General features: G+C 50.6%; 14 protein-coding genes. 10 read left to right on the top strand and 4 right to left on the bottom strand.

Features of this window, described 5'->3' with window-relative positions; translation table 11 throughout:
• Positions 1-15 precede the first annotated feature (15 nt).
• Positions 16-1,278, top strand: coding sequence for a cation:dicarboxylate symporter family transporter (locus tag NG42_RS09485; protein ID WP_052899060.1), 1,263 nt, complete (start codon positions 16-18; stop codon positions 1,276-1,278).
• A 76-nt stretch (positions 1,279-1,354) separates the two neighbouring features.
• Positions 1,355-2,446 (top strand): alanine racemase, encoded by a 1,092-nt coding sequence (locus NG42_RS09480; RefSeq protein ID WP_053115634.1) that lies wholly within the window; start codon positions 1,355-1,357, stop codon positions 2,444-2,446.
• A gap of 223 nt (positions 2,447-2,669) precedes the next feature.
• Here the strand turns inward: NG42_RS09480 and NG42_RS09475 are convergent, their stop codons facing one another.
• The gene (locus tag NG42_RS09475) at positions 2,670-3,341 is read right to left on the bottom strand and encodes an RraA family protein (RefSeq protein WP_052899059.1); all 672 of its coding nucleotides are present in this window, start codon (positions 3,339-3,341) and stop codon (positions 2,670-2,672) included.
• 114 nt (positions 3,342-3,455) lie between these two features.
• Complete coding sequence (locus NG42_RS09470) at positions 3,456-3,833, bottom strand: RidA family protein (RefSeq protein WP_052899058.1); 378 nt, start codon at positions 3,831-3,833, stop codon at positions 3,456-3,458.
• A 225-nt stretch (positions 3,834-4,058) separates the two neighbouring features.
• Between NG42_RS09470 and NG42_RS09465 the strand changes: the two genes are divergently transcribed.
• A complete protein-coding gene (locus tag NG42_RS09465) occupies positions 4,059-4,976 on the top strand; it encodes a LysR family transcriptional regulator (RefSeq protein ID WP_053115635.1) in 918 nt (305 codons plus the stop codon).
• A gap of 146 nt (positions 4,977-5,122) precedes the next feature.
• Positions 5,123-6,379, top strand: coding sequence for an NAD(P)/FAD-dependent oxidoreductase (locus tag NG42_RS09460; RefSeq protein WP_052899057.1), 1,257 nt, complete (start codon positions 5,123-5,125; stop codon positions 6,377-6,379).
• An 83-nt stretch (positions 6,380-6,462) separates the two neighbouring features.
• Here NG42_RS09460 and NG42_RS09455 read toward each other — a convergent pair whose 3' ends face one another.
• Entirely contained in the window at positions 6,463-6,753 is a 291-nt protein-coding gene (locus tag NG42_RS09455) for a DUF1330 domain-containing protein (RefSeq protein ID WP_052899056.1), read from the bottom strand.
• Positions 6,754-6,755: 2 nt separating this feature from the next.
• Entirely contained in the window at positions 6,756-7,433 is a 678-nt protein-coding gene (locus NG42_RS09450) for a GntR family transcriptional regulator (protein WP_052899055.1), read from the bottom strand.
• Positions 7,434-7,958: 525 nt separating this feature from the next.
• Here NG42_RS09450 and NG42_RS09445 point away from each other — a divergent pair.
• The 6 genes from NG42_RS09445 (at position 7,959) to NG42_RS09420 (ending at position 14,413) form a co-directional block, all read left to right on the top strand.
• A complete protein-coding gene (locus tag NG42_RS09445; protein WP_052899054.1) occupies positions 7,959-8,561 on the top strand; it encodes an amino acid synthesis family protein in 603 nt (200 codons plus the stop codon).
• Entirely contained in the window at positions 8,533-9,360 is an 828-nt protein-coding gene (locus tag NG42_RS22645) for an alpha/beta fold hydrolase (RefSeq protein ID WP_052899053.1), read from the top strand. Before NG42_RS09445 ends, NG42_RS22645 begins: the two co-directional genes overlap by 29 nt.
• Before the next feature lie 3 nt (positions 9,361-9,363).
• Entirely contained in the window at positions 9,364-10,311 is a 948-nt protein-coding gene (locus tag NG42_RS22640; RefSeq protein ID WP_052899052.1) for a flavin reductase family protein, read from the top strand.
• On the top strand, positions 10,308-11,339 hold the full coding sequence (locus NG42_RS09430; RefSeq protein ID WP_052899051.1) for an LLM class flavin-dependent oxidoreductase: 1,032 nt from the start codon (positions 10,308-10,310) through the stop codon (positions 11,337-11,339). Before NG42_RS22640 ends, NG42_RS09430 begins: the two co-directional genes overlap by 4 nt.
• An 11-nt stretch (positions 11,340-11,350) precedes the next feature.
• On the top strand, positions 11,351-12,817 hold the full coding sequence (locus NG42_RS09425) for an aldehyde dehydrogenase (protein WP_052899050.1): 1,467 nt from the start codon (positions 11,351-11,353) through the stop codon (positions 12,815-12,817).
• A gap of 198 nt (positions 12,818-13,015) precedes the next feature.
• Positions 13,016-14,413: a purine-cytosine permease family protein gene (locus tag NG42_RS09420; RefSeq protein ID WP_052899049.1), complete on the top strand. Its 1,398-nt coding sequence runs from the start codon at positions 13,016-13,018 to the stop codon at positions 14,411-14,413.
• The last annotated feature ends 22 nt before the right edge of the window (positions 14,414-14,435 follow it).

The raw sequence follows: 14,435 nt of genomic DNA, 5'->3' as shown, positions 1-14,435 counted from the left end.
TTGCTGAGGTTTTACATGAAAAAGATGAAAGTGACATTGGTCTGGCAAATTCTGATAGGATTTGCACTGGGTATTCTGATTGGTGCCTATCTCTATCATTACCCCGAGCATCGTGACGGCATCATTAAAAATATTCTTCAGCCAGCCGGTGATATATTCCTTAAAATGATGAAAATGATCGTTATTCCGGTGGTTTTTTGTTGCATGGTTCTCGGCATTGCCGGGCAGGGTAACAAAAAGTCGGTAGGACGAGTAGGTCTGAAAACGATGATCTATTTCTTCTGTATCACCACGACAGCGATTATTTTTGGCCTGCTGGTGGGCAATATCTTTAAACCTGGTGCGGGGGCGGATTTAACGTTATTACGTGCGGGAGCCGTGCATCTTCAGACCTCAGCGGTAGAGAGTCATGGGCTGGCCAGTATTATCACCAATATTATTCCTGAAAATATTATTGAGGCGATGGCTCAGGGTAAAATATTATCGGTACTGTTTTTTGCTGTGCTGTTTGGTATGGCACTTAACGTGATGGACGAGCGAAAAAAACAACCGGTCATTGACTTAATTTCCGGTATCGTCGATGCCATGTTTAAATTAACCAACTTCATTATGGCGTACTCTCCAATCGGAGTCTGTGCGATGATCGCGGTGACAATCTCAACATTTGGCTTCTCTTCGCTGCTGCCGCTGGCAAAATTAGTGTTGGTCGGTTACGGCGCGATTCTTTTCTTTGCCATCGTCGTACTGGGTACCATTGCCCGCTTTTTTGGTATTAATATCTTCAGTCTGGCGAAGTATATAAAAGATGAACTTATTCTGACCTATTCCAGCGCGGCATCTGCTGCGGTGATCCCCCGTATAATCCAGAAAGTTGAAGAATTGGGTGCACCAAAATCGATCGCTGGTTTTGTCGTTCCAATTGGTTACTCATTTAATCTTGACGGCACTTCCATCTTTTTAGGTATTGCGACCCTGTTTATTACTCAGCTCTACGGTATTGATTTATCTATTTCGGAGCAGGTGATGCTGGTGGTCACCATGGTGGTGACCACCAAAGGCGCTGCCGGTGTCCCGGGGTTTATGTTTGTTATTCTCTCTGCAACATTGTCCAGTGCCGGGCTGCCGCTGGAAGGCATCGCCTTTATTGCCGGCATCTACCGAATTATTGATATGTGCAACTCCACAATGAATGTTTTTGGCAATGCACTGGCCCCGCTTGTTATCGCCAAGTGGGAGCAGAAAAGCCGCAGAACGGAAAACCTCACCGAACTCGCCTGAATTTAATGCCAGCCTGTGCAACGCGACAGGCTGGTGACTTTTATCCGTTAAAACTTAAATCTCAGAGAAATCCGTTATGAAATATCTGCATGATAAAACGCTGGGTATTAAACTTCCTGCGCCTGATTTTGACGTTGAAACGCCATGTTTTGTGATTATTGAAAATGCAGTTGAACATAACCTGGTTAAAACCGCTGCACTGGCAGGCGGTATTCACCGCCTGGTGCCACATGTTAAAACCCACCGTTCACCCTGGATCACGCAGTTTTTAGTTGCGAAGGGCGTGACTGCGTTTAAAGCAGCGACTCCGCGTGAAGTTGAAATGGTCCTGGAAAGCGGTGCACCGGAGGTGATCTGGGCTTATCCAACCACCAACACCGCAGCCATTTCACGTGTCATCAAGGCTGCAATTGCTTATCCAAAGGCGCAAGTAACCGGATTAGTTGACAGTGATAAAAGTCTGGAAATCTGGCTGAAGTTGCTCAGTGAGCAGCCCGGGCTGACGATTACTCTGCGTGTTGACCTTGATCCTGGCCTCGGCAGAACCGGAATGCCGATTACGGATGTCGCGCTTGAACTGGCAGAACGTGTGCAGGCACAGGGTAAATTTGCCGGCTGGCATATTTATGATGGTCATCTGAAGGATCTGGATGTTGCTACCCGCGAGCAGCAGTTCTTAAATCTGAAGCGTGAGGTGGATGCGCTGTTTGCCCGTGCCAGTCAGCATGGAATGAGTCTGGATGTGATTGGCGGCGGAAGCTACACCTATCCCTTCTGGGCGCGGCACACCCAAGCGCGAGTGTCGCCCGGCAGCTGGACATTCTCCAGCTGCCAGCATCATACTGACCTTAAGGATCAGGAATGGCAGGTTGGCGCTTACGTGCTGTCAACCGCGCTTTCAACCCGTGCCGGCACCGTTACCCTCGATGCCGGCTCCAAAGCTATCGCGCCTGACATTCCAATGACGAAGAGATTTACCGGAGCAGATCTGATTCTGGATGTGAAAGAAGAGCACTCAGTGATCATTGATGCCGATGTGAAGCCTGGCGACCAGCTGGCATTAGTGCCTCGTCATGCTTGTACCACCACCTATCTCTACCGACGTGCGTTGGTGTTGGGTAAAGATGGCGAGTGGAGTTATCGTGACCAGTTAGGCTGTGAACGATAGCGACTGATTTATTATTTCCGTATAAAAAAGCGCCACTCTCTTGCCAACGGAGAGCGGCGTTTTTGTTTTCATGGCCATCACGGGATGCTTTTGATTAATTCAGCCTGCAAATAAGCTCTGTCCACCGGACAGAGCTTATTGTGTATTAACACTAATTGCTCAGCTGACTTAAATAAATTACAACGTCGTCGAAAAAATTAAACGCGATTATGGCTGTTGCAGATTAATCAAGAGCTGGCATACCCGCCTGCCGCAGCGCATCGTTTAACCACGGCGAAATCAGTAAGCCTGCTTCGATTTCGCGAATACGTTGCTCTTCAGCCTCGACTTTTTGCTGAGCCGCGGCGAGAACGTTTTCGACTTCCGCCAGCGGAATGACCACCACCCCGTCAATATCGCCAACCACCAGATCGCCGGGGTTAACCGCAATGCCGCCAACCGAGACCGGAATACTCAGTCTGCCCGCCAGGCCTTTGGTTGGCCCACAAGGATTGGTGCCTGCGGCAAACACCGGAAAATTGCCCGATGCCAGTGACGCGGTATCCCGTGATGCAGCATCAACCACAAACCCACCGAGCTTTGCCGCCTCAGCCTGAGTCACCATCAAATCACCAAATAAGGCACAGGTGGCATCGGCTTTGCCATCCACCACAATAATATCGCCGGGTTTAGCGATAGCTAATGCGACATGAAACATTAAGTTGTCGCCGGGCCGAACTTCAACGGTAAACGCCGGACCGCAAATGCTCATTTCCGAATGCAGCGCCTGAATGCGGGAGTTCATCGTTCCGCGACGCCCGGCGACATCACTGAGAATTGCCACCTGATATTTTCGCGCACGTGCGATTTGTTCGTCGCTGACGCGTGGGAATTCTGCCATAGATTGATAGGTCATATGCTGTCCTGCATCATTCTGTTGATGACGGCGTGAATTATCGATCTGCGTCGATAGCCAGGTTGAAAGGATGATGAAGTAAAGCGGCGAAGCCCTTGCCGCTTTACATCTGCGTCACAGTAAATCCGCGGACCATGCAGTGATTTCAATCTCCACATCAACATCTTGCGAAAGTTTAGCTTCAACGGTGCTGCGGACCGGCAGTGCGTCTTTAAAGTAACTGGCATACACTTCATTAAAGGGTTTCATTAATGAGATATCAGACAGCCAGCAGGTGGCACGCACCACGTGCGCCAGCGTCAGGCCATGTTCAGCCAGACTCGCTTCGATCGCATCAAGCACATTTTTAGTTTGCTGCTGAATATCACCACGCAGTGGGCTCAGATCGCTATTTTTCGGTGTCTGGCCCGACAGAAAGACAAAACCACCGGCGCGGACGGATTTCGACAGTGGCGCAGTCAGAGGGGAAGGGTAGCGTACAGGCAAGGTCATTTTAATTTATCCTTTCGTTATTTTGCACTCTGTAAGCAGCCTGCTGTCAATTGCAGCAGGCTGGCCGGTCAACCGCTATTTTTCGCAACATAATGGTATTCCGTAAAGGGAGATTTTCGGCCATATTAGTATTCCAAAATGAGATGCTTTCACCACTTATTAGATTTCTGTTTTAAGTAATAATTGGTATGGTTAGGGTTTTCGCGAGAATAAGAGAGAGACCCGATGACCACATTCCGTGAACTGGAAGCCTTTGTTGCCGTAGTGGATATGGGGTCGTTTAAAGGTGCGGCCCGGGCGCTAAACACTTCGCAATCGGCCATCTCCCGGCTGATTCGCGAGCTTGAAGCCGGATTTGATCTACCGCTGTTTGACCGTGAAAAGCGTTCTTCGCAAATCACCATGACGGGTGTTGAAGTTTTACACATTGCTCGTGAGATTCTGCGTGAGCGGAATCGTCTGGCCGAGCGTTTCGTCGACAAAAGTTTAGTGGCTCCGCTGCTGCGGCTGGGGGTCAATCAACTGGCAAGTCTGTCCTGGTTACCTCACTGTGTCAGACAACTTAAAAAAAAGTATCCGGATATGCAGCTTGAAATTGAATCAGGCACATCTGCCGAACTCTACTCTCAGATTCGTTCAGGTAAGCTGGATATTGTTGTTGTCAATGAGGCGATCCGTAGCCAGGACATGGTCAGAATACCGGCAGGCGAGGTCGAGATCGGATGGTATTGCAAGCCGGAGCGTGCGCTCGCTGAGAGTACCTCCCTCAGGAATCTGGAACAGAACACGCTGCTGCTGCAACCCCTGGCGGGTTGCGCCGGCAGCGTGATTGGTGCCTGGTTATCGGCAAGATCGATCAAAATCCGTGATGCAATCCAGTGCAATAGTTGGTCATCGCTTATCACGATGGCAAACCAGGGAACAGGAGTGGCATCTGTTCCAACGGTTTTAGCGCAAGCGTCCCTCCGGCGGGGTGAGCTTAAACCGTGCTATATAGATAGCGCGCCGGTCAAACTTAACTATGTGGTATTGGTAAAAATAGATGAAATATCCCCGTTTCATCGTGCGGTGATCGCCACGATAAAAAAGAGTCATAGCGATTATTTTTGCGCAGCAACGCACCAGCATACCCTGACAGATTAATCACCGGTATTCGCGCATTCTGCTGCCGTATTAATGCTGAATGATACTATTTTGGAATGATTTTACGCGCATTTATATCTCTTTAATGACCGTCCAGGCCTGTGTAACGTATCAATACTTAATGATACCCAAAGGCGGGATTACGGATGAGCGATATTGAGGTTATTTCAGAAGTCGTGGTTATCGGTGCCGGCATCATCGGTTTGTCGACCGCACTGCAACTCCATTTAAAAGGGCATAAGGTGACGCTTGTGGATGGCGATAAGCCGATGCAGGGGTGCTCTGCCGGTAATGCCGGTTTTCTTTCGCAGGCCAATATCTTCCCGCCCGCCACGTCCGATATTATTCTTAAACTTCCTAAACTGCTGTTTTCCAAAGAGGGGCCGCTGCTTATTGCGCCTGGATATCTGCCTAAGATGATTCCCTGGACGATTAAAGCTGCCGCGACTCTGAATAAGCAACGTTTTCAGGATATCGTTAATGCCTTTTCGAGTTTGATCACCCGTTCGCAGTCTTCCCTTCACTCGCTGGCAAGTCAGGCTGGTGCGCAAGATTACCTTTCAACCGAAGGCGGCCTGGTCTGTTTTCTGACCCGTGAATCTTTGGAGGCGAAGAAAAAAAATATTCCCCAGTGGCAAGCGCAGGGAATCGATGTCGAGGTGTTTAACCGCAGTCAGACCCGGGAGCTGGAACCTGGTATCACGGAGAATATCGTCGGTTCTCTGTTTTTTAAAAACTCTGGCAGGTGTAATAACCCGCAAGGATTGGGTCTGCGTTATTTTGCCTGGTTGACACAACAGGGCGTCACATTTGTTGAGGAAAAGGTGCTGGACGTCAATCAAACGGATAATGGAGGCTGGAGAATAACCACGACTAACTCGTCGCTTAATGCCAGCAAAGTGATTTTTTGCGCGGGTTTCTACTCAGCCTCCTTGTTAAAAAAATTCGGTTATAAAGCCTTAGTTGCCAGTGAGCGCGGATATCATTTGATGTTGGCGAACGCCGGGATTTCCCTCACTCGACCGGTAGTCTTTGGTGAACCCTACTTTGCTGCCACGCCAATGGAGCACGGCCTCAGGCTGGCCGGCACCGCAGAATTTTGCCAGCCGAACCGCACGCCCAGTATGTCACGCGCTTTTATGCTTCGCGATTTGGCCAAACGTTATCTTCCCGCACTCAGGGCGGAACATGCCGAGCCGTGGATGGGTATTCGTCCCACCATGCCTGATGGTTTACCGGCTATAGGCGCAGTAAAAGATCAGCCGGGCCTGTATTATGCTTACGGTCACGGGCATAACGGATTAATGACATCCGCGATTACCGCCGAATGTATTACTGCGCTGGTTGATAATAAAACGCCGCCGGTGGATATTACCCCTTTCGCCCTGGAGCGTTTTGCGTAAAAATTTGCAGCAGGCCACTGCGTCATTGCCTCTGTTCTGCAACTTCTTTCGCATTTACCCGATTCAGGTGGATGTTTAATCAGTCAGGTAGTCACTCCGTCAATGATAGTGATCATGGCATCGGCAACATGTTCTCGCTGTTTTTTTGCTGTTTGATACTCGTCGGAGTGATAACAATTTACTGCTGTAGCATAATCGCTGAATTCAATAACCACATGTTTGATATACGCATCACCTTCAAGTGATACGGCTTTTTCACCGCGCGCTAAAAATCTGGCATTGAACTTTTTAAATGCCAGTGGCGCGAGCGTCATATAATTCTTATATTGTTCGGCGTCCTTCACCGTGACGTGTGCAATCCAGTAAGCTGACATAATTACTCCTGTTCAGAAAGAATAGATTTTGCAAGATTGGCTGCTTCGGTTAAATGCTGTTTAACCGCTTCTCTGGCATGCTCAGGGTTATTTTGTTCAATGGCTTCATAGATTCGCGTCATGCGCTCTAAACCTGCCACCTGACGTTCGGGGCTGCGCAGCGTCAGAGCACGTAAACGGCTGATGCGGCTGTTAAGTCGCTGGACGATTTCCCAGGCAATAGTGTGCCTGGCGATAGCAAAAAGCGTTTCGTAAAAGGCCTGAGACGCTTCAACACGTTCTATATCATCTTGATCGCGTGAGGCTTTGGCGATGCGCATAAGTTTTTGTTGCAGCGCTTTTTTATCTTTGCTGGTGGCTGCAATCGCGCAATCTTTTGCCGCTTCCTGCTCCAGTAACATGCGGATATCATAGATCTGTTCTGCAACCTGCCAGGTCAATATGGCAACAATCGGGCCTTTCTTCGGCAGATTCTCAATTAATCCTTCCGCTTCAAGATAGCGAATAACTTCTCGTACTACTGTTCTGCTGACGCCTAATTCGTCGCAAAGACTACGTTCCACTAAGCGATCGCCGGCCTGAAAATAGCCGGAGATGATGGCTTGCCGTATTTTTGCCAATGCCAACTCGCGTAATGTCACCGGGGCGTTTTCAATTTTTAGTGAGTGGCTAGCAACCATATTGTTCTCTGCGTTGAAATAAAAATTCAGGATCGAGGAAATACAAATTCCATCATCCTTTTTACTATTAGCATCTTTTACGCCGGTTTAGCAATCTCGGCTAAAAAAACCATCCTGCGATACTCTCAGGCATCCCCGCCGATCAAAGTCAGAAACCGGAGTCTGCTCACACTTCCATGCTATGCAGGCCACTCACTATCCGGATGCCATCAGCGTCGTAATCGCGATAACGATAACTGTCTGAAAAAACTCGGTTATTAAACTTTCATGGCATAATTTTTGTTCAATATTTTTGACCTCTGTCACATTCATATCCTGGTTGCCCGGCCAGTCAGATTTGCCAGTGAATGAGTCAATAAACCTGCTGATTCCACTGGGTTTCCGGTCTCAAATCAGGGGATCTGAAAGCTTCCTGAAAGAACACCGTATGATGGTATACCAACTTTTGACAGGCAATAAATCACGGTGTTATATCGATCCTCGTCAGCGTGTTTAACAAACTTTTAACCTGAATGAGGTCCTGAAATGCATCCCGATATTCGTAAAACTTTCGTCACCACTGAGACCATTTACTCTGACGGTGGCAAAACGGCAACCACGCCGCTGGTGATGATTGCGGCGGCAGCCGTAGTGAAAAATCCCTGGGCGGGCGAAGGCTTCGTCGAAGATTTACAGCCAAAAATCCGCGAGATGGCACCGGTACTGGGTGAGCTGCTGACCCGCCTGATTGTGACTGAAGCAGGCGGCGGCGAGCGTGTTCAGGCGTATGGCAAAAGTGCGGTGGTAGGGCTCAACGGTGAGCTGGAACACGCTTCCGCGCTGATTCATACGCTGCACTTCGGTAATCACTACCGTTCTGCGGTTAAAGGCAAAACCTATCTGGCGTTCAACAATACGCGCGGCCCGGCAAATACGCCGATTCTGGTGCCAATGATGGGTACCAATGATGAAGGCACGCGCGAGCACTACCTCACCATGCAGTTCAATATCAACGACGCACCGTTCAGCGACGAAATTGTTATCGCGCTTGGCGCGGCCTTGGGCGGTCGTCCGCATCATCGGATCGGCAACCGATATCTTGACCTGAAAGAGTTAGGCCATGACCAGAAAAACCCAGCATCTGTCTGATCTGAATCTTCAGGTGAGCTACCTGGAGGCGGGAAAGGGGACGCCACTGGTTCTGATTCACGGTGTTGGCATGAACGCAGATGCCTGGTTTCCTCAAATGGATTCACTGAGTCGGTATTTCCGCGTTATTGCCGTCGATATGCCGGGGCACGGTGACAGTGAAGGATTTCGTCACGCGGCGACGCTGAAAGATTACGTGCAGTGGCTGGCCTGTTTTTGGCGGACGCAACCGGAAAGTCGTTTTGCCGTCGCCGGGCATTCGATGGGAGCACTGATCACCGCGGGTATTGCCATTGATTATCCTGAGCTGATTAGCCACGCGATTGTGATGAGTGGGGTGTTTAAACGCAGCGATGCAGCACGTGACGCCGTTGCGAAACGTGCAGAAGAGCTGGCCAGCGGCAATGTCCGCCTTGATGCGCCACTGGATCGCTGGTTTAGCGCCTCAGCGGATGAGCAACCGCTGCGCCGCAAAGTGGGCGACTGGTTGCAACAGGTTGATTTAGAGGGCTATTCGCGGGCTTATCAGGCCTTTGCCGCGGGTGACCGCATCTACTCAGACCGCTGGAATGAAATGCGCTGTCCGGTGCTGGCGATCACCGGCGAGCTGGATGCCAATTCCAGCCCGGAAATGACGCGACAAATGGCGAGTGCTGCACCTTACGGTCAGGCCGTCGTGGTCGCCAATGCAAAGCATATGTTGAGCCTGACCGATGCTGCGCGGGTGAATGAAGAGATCTTAATGTTCCTCAGCCCGGTGTCAGCGGATGTTACACAACACGAGCCTGTACAGGAGTGATTTATGGACGCAGATAAACGCAGACAGTTACGCGACGCCTTTGGTGCCTTTATGACCGGGGTAACGGTAGTGACCACTAACGATCGGCACGGTAATCCGATTGGATTCACGGCCAACTCTTTCTCATCCGTCTCGCTCGATCCGGCGCTGCTGCTGGTTAGCATCGATAAGCGTTCGGCTAATTTCGACAACTTCACCGGCTGCAAACATTTCGCTATCAATATTCTCGCGGAGCAGCAGAAAGAGACGTCGAATATTTTTGCCCAGAAAATTGAAGACCGCTTCGCGTTAATCAACTGGCGCAAAGCAGCGTCGGGCGTTCCGCTAATCGATGACAGCTCCGCGTGGTTTGACTGCGCCATGCATCAGGTTATTGATGCCGGGGATCATGCGATTCTTATCGGCCAGGTCGGGGAGTTTGAATCGTGCGGAACGGCGGGACTGGGTTACTACCGCGGTGCCTATTTCACACCATATCAGAATGCCGAGTCGTTGATCAGCAGCCCGAATGTGGTGGTCAGCGCGCTGATAGAGTTTGATGGCCAGGCATTGATGGTTAACAAAGACGGTGGTTACAGTTTGCCGTCGCGTCACGTCAGTAAAAGCAGCGTCAGTGAGACGCTCGCGCTGTTGATTAACGACCTCCATATTGCAGCCAGCCCTGGATTTGTCTATTCGATCTATGAAGATCGTCACAAGAATCAGCAGCATATTGTGTTTCTGTGCGCACAGCCGACCGGCAGCGATTTGTCACCACCGCCGGTGCATCAGGCGCAATGGTACAACCTCAACAATCTCTCCGAACTGCCGATTGCTGACTCCGCACTTAAATCGCTGATGAATCGCTTCGTTCGCGAGAACGCGGTGGGAAATTACGCTCTCTATTACGGCGATGATTGTCAGGGCTCAATCAAACATTTCGCACTGCAAGCCAGCGAGGAGGCAATATGAAACTGTCACTGTTCCTGCATATGGAAAGGGTCTCTGCCGATGATTCGCAGGAGAAACTTTACGAAGAGATGATGACGCTGTGCGAAATCGCCGATAAAGGTGGCCTGCACACCATCTGGACCGGTGAACATCACGGTATGAACTTCACCATTGCGCCGAATCCCTTTATCAATCTGGTCGATATCGCCAACCGTACTCAGCACGTTCGTCTGGGTACCGGCACCATTATCGCCCCCTTTACCCATCCGGTTCGCCTCGCGGGTGAAGCCGCGATGACCGACCTGGTGACAAAAGGGCGGCTGGAGCTGGGCATCGCTCGCGGTGCTTACTCCTATGAGTATGAGCGGCTGATGCCGGGCATGACCGCGTGGGAAGCGGGTCAGCGTATGCGTGAACTGATTCCGGCGGTACAGGCATTATGGCAAGGGGATTATGCACATCAGGGGGAGTTCTGGTCATTTCCGTCAACCACCTCAGCGCCGCAGCCAAAACAGCCGCCGCCGATTTGGGTTGCCGCGCGCGATCCGAACAGCCATGAGTTTGCGGTGAAAAATGGCTGCAACGTGCAGGTGACGCCGTTGCATCAGGGTGAAGAAGAGATTACCCGGCTGATAAGTTGCTTCAAGGCCGCCTGTCAGGAATATTCGCCCGAGAAGCCTCTGAAAATTATGCTGTTGCAGCATGGGTATATCGCAGAGAACGAAGCCGACGCTCAGCTGGCAGCGGAACAACTTAACCGCTTCTATAACTATTTTGGTGCCTGGTTCAAAAATGAGCGTCCGGTGGAGCAGGGCTTAATCAAGCCACTCAGCGAGGAAGAGATTGCCAATAACAGCTATTACACCGTGGAAGGGATGCGGAATAACCTGACGATTGGCAATGTCGATCAGGTCGTGGCACGACTGAAGAACTATGAAGCGATGGGCTATGACGAGTACGCGTTATGGATAGACAGTGGCATGACCTTTGAGCGCAAAAAAGCCTCGCTGGAACGCTTTATCCAACACGTTGTCCCGGAATTTCACTAAGTGGAGGCGTAATGGAAACCTTTAAACTCTATATAGATGGCAAATTCGAAACTGGCGCGGGGCAGTTTACTTCGCTGAATCCGGCTACCGCTGAGCCCTGGGCTGAGATCGCCGAAGCACGCACCGCCGAGGTCAACCGGGCTGTGGAAGCCGCGGCGCGCGCATTTGAATCCGATACCTGGCGTTCGATGACTGCGGGTGCGCGCGGCAAATTACTGCTGCGCCTGGCGGATTTGATTGAGACACATGCGGGGCGGCTGGCGCGTCTTGAAACGCTGGATACCGGAAAAATCATCCGTGAAACTGAGGCGCAGATCGCCTATGTTGCCGAATATTATCGGTTCTATGCCGGACTGGCCGATAAAATGGAGGGCGCAACGCTCAGCATTGATAAAGCCGATATGGAAACCTGGATCAAACGCGAGCCCATTGGCGTGGTCGCAGCGGTTATCCCCTGGAACAGCCAGCTGTTTCTCTCTGCGGTGAAAATTGGCCCGGCCATCGCGGCAGGTTGCACGCTGGTGGTAAAAGCGGCAGAAACTGCGCCGACACCGTTACTGGCGTTGGCGGAATTGATCCACGAAGCGGGTTTCCCGCCCGGCGTCTGCAATATCATTACCGGTTTCGCGGAACAGTGCGGCACGGTGTTGACTGCGCATCCGCAGGTCGATCATATCGCCTTTACCGGTGGTGCAGAAACCGCCCGACATATTATCCGTAATAGTGCAGAAAATCTGGCCAGCACCTCGCTTGAACTGGGTGGAAAATCGCCATTTATCGTGTTCGCGGATGCCGATCTTGAGAGTGCCACCAATGCGCAAGTCGCGGCGATTTTTTCTGCCTCAGGCCAGAGCTGCGTGGCAGGATCGCGACTGCTGGTGGATGCGCAGATCAAAGATGCCTTTATTGAAAAGCTGATCGGTAAGGTCAGCAGCATTGTCATTGGTTGCCCGCAGCAGCCGGAAACGCAGTTTGGCCCGCTGTGCACCGAACGGCAGAAGCACAATATTGAACAGATTGTCAGCCGCAGTATTGAGCAGGGTGCGCGCCTGGTAACCGGGCATCAGCACATTGATCAACCGGGATTCTATTATCCGCCTACTATTCTGGATTGCAGTGCGGTTCCCCACGCCGAAAGTGTGACGCAGGAGTTGTTTGGGCCGGTTCTTTCGGTATTAACCTTCAATGATGAAGCAGAAGCGATCCGTTTAGCCAACGATACCGAATACGGTCTGGCGGCGGGGGTATTTACTCAGAACCTGACGCGCGCCCACCGCGTCACCCGCAAACTGCGCAGCGGCGTGGTGTGGCTGAACACCTGGCGCGTGGTCTCTCCGCTGGCCCCGTTTGGCGGCTACGGTAAATCCGGTTTTGGCCGCGAAGGGGGGATTGATGCCGCACTGGAATATACCACCACCAAAACGGTGTGGCTGCGCACCTGTGATGAACCTATTGATGATCCTTTTATCATGCGTTAATGCAAAATAAAGTTGATCGCCTGCCGGTAATAAGCGAAACGGGCAAGCCGGTAGCATCACATTATGCACCAGGAGTTGTACCGCCAGTCCTTGTTATGAGATGACGAAATTAATTTCGTCGGGATGGCTATGCGTTTTTTTTTGCAAGGAAGCTATTGGACAGTCAGTTTAAACATCATTTCATAACGGGAGAGTAAGGTGAATACTCAAACACTGCAAAATAATCTTATTGAGAATAAGTCAGTGGATTATGTGCCGGATTCTGAGCGCCACGGTAAATCGCATAGCCTGTTTACATTATGGTTTTGTACTAATATTGCACCGCTGGCGATTGTCACTGGAGCCATCGCCACAGAAACTTTTCATCTTAATGTTATTTCGGCATTAACCGCTATTATTGCGGGCCATCTGTTTGGCGGAATATTTCTGGCACTCACTTCCGCTCAGGGGCCGAAAGTCGGCATTCCCCAGATGGTGCAAAGCCGGGCGCAGTTTGGTCGCTATGGTTCATTGCTGGTTATCAGCTTTACCACGGTTATCTATTTAGGTTTCTTTATTTCGAATATATCGCTGTCGGGAAAAGTCATCAATAATGTCATACCCGTCGTTCCGGTTTATGCCGCAACCATTATCGGTGCGATAGCAGCGACTTTTATCGGTATGGTGGGTTACCATTTTATCCATAAAATTAATAAAGTCGGTGCCTGGGTGATGGGCGCAGCCTTGATCACCGGTTTAGTATTGATGCTGATACAGCCATTACCCGGCGATTTCTGGCAGCGTGGCAGCTTTAGTGCCGCCGGCTGGTTCGGCACCTTCTGTATCGGCGCGGTGTGGCAAATCAGTTTCTCGCCTTACACCTCCGATTACTCGCGCTACTTGCCTGCGGACGTCGGTATTGCCCGTCCGTTCTTCGCGACTTATCTGGGGGCCTGCGGCGGCACCATCCTGGCATTTGTGTTTGGTATGATGGCGGTCAGCATTGCTCCTGCCAGCGACGCCATGATGTCGGTTCGTCACGCAACGGGCTGGCTCGGGCCGATTTTGATGGTGTTTTTTCTGGTCAATATTATATGCCACAACTCGATGAATTTGTACGGTGTGGTGCTGTCGCTGATTACGGCAATGCAAACTTTCCGTCCCGGCTGGACACCAGGTGCTTCGGTTCGGATAGTATTTTCCACGTTGATTTTAGTGGGAGGCGTTATAGTCGCATTAGCAGCATCTGAAAATTTTATCTCCTTCTTTATTAATTTAATTCTGGCGTTAATCTCCGTACTTATTCCATGGATTGTAATAAATTTGATCGATTTTTATTACATTAATCAACAGCATTATGATATTCCTTCAATCTTTAGCGCTGATGGTGGGCAATACGGATTATTGAATGGCCGGGCGCTGATGGTCTATTTCGTCGGCATTATTGTGCAGATTCCTTTTGTTGAAAATGCGTTTTTCTCGGGGCCCTATGCGAAGCTCATTCCTGGAGTGGATATCTCCTGGATTATAAGCCTGATAGTAACCTGCATTGCTTATCCACTTTTACACAGCAGACAACGCTGTTTCTACCGGAAGAATTTGCAAAGCAAGGCTTAGGCCTGCTCCCTACGCGCTGGCG

The sequence above is a fragment of the Winslowiella iniecta genome (assembly GCF_001267535.1).
Classification (GTDB): domain Bacteria; phylum Pseudomonadota; class Gammaproteobacteria; order Enterobacterales; family Enterobacteriaceae; genus Erwinia; species Erwinia iniecta.
Note: the sequence above shows the minus strand (reverse complement) of the source record. Positions and strands in the feature narration are given on the sequence as shown.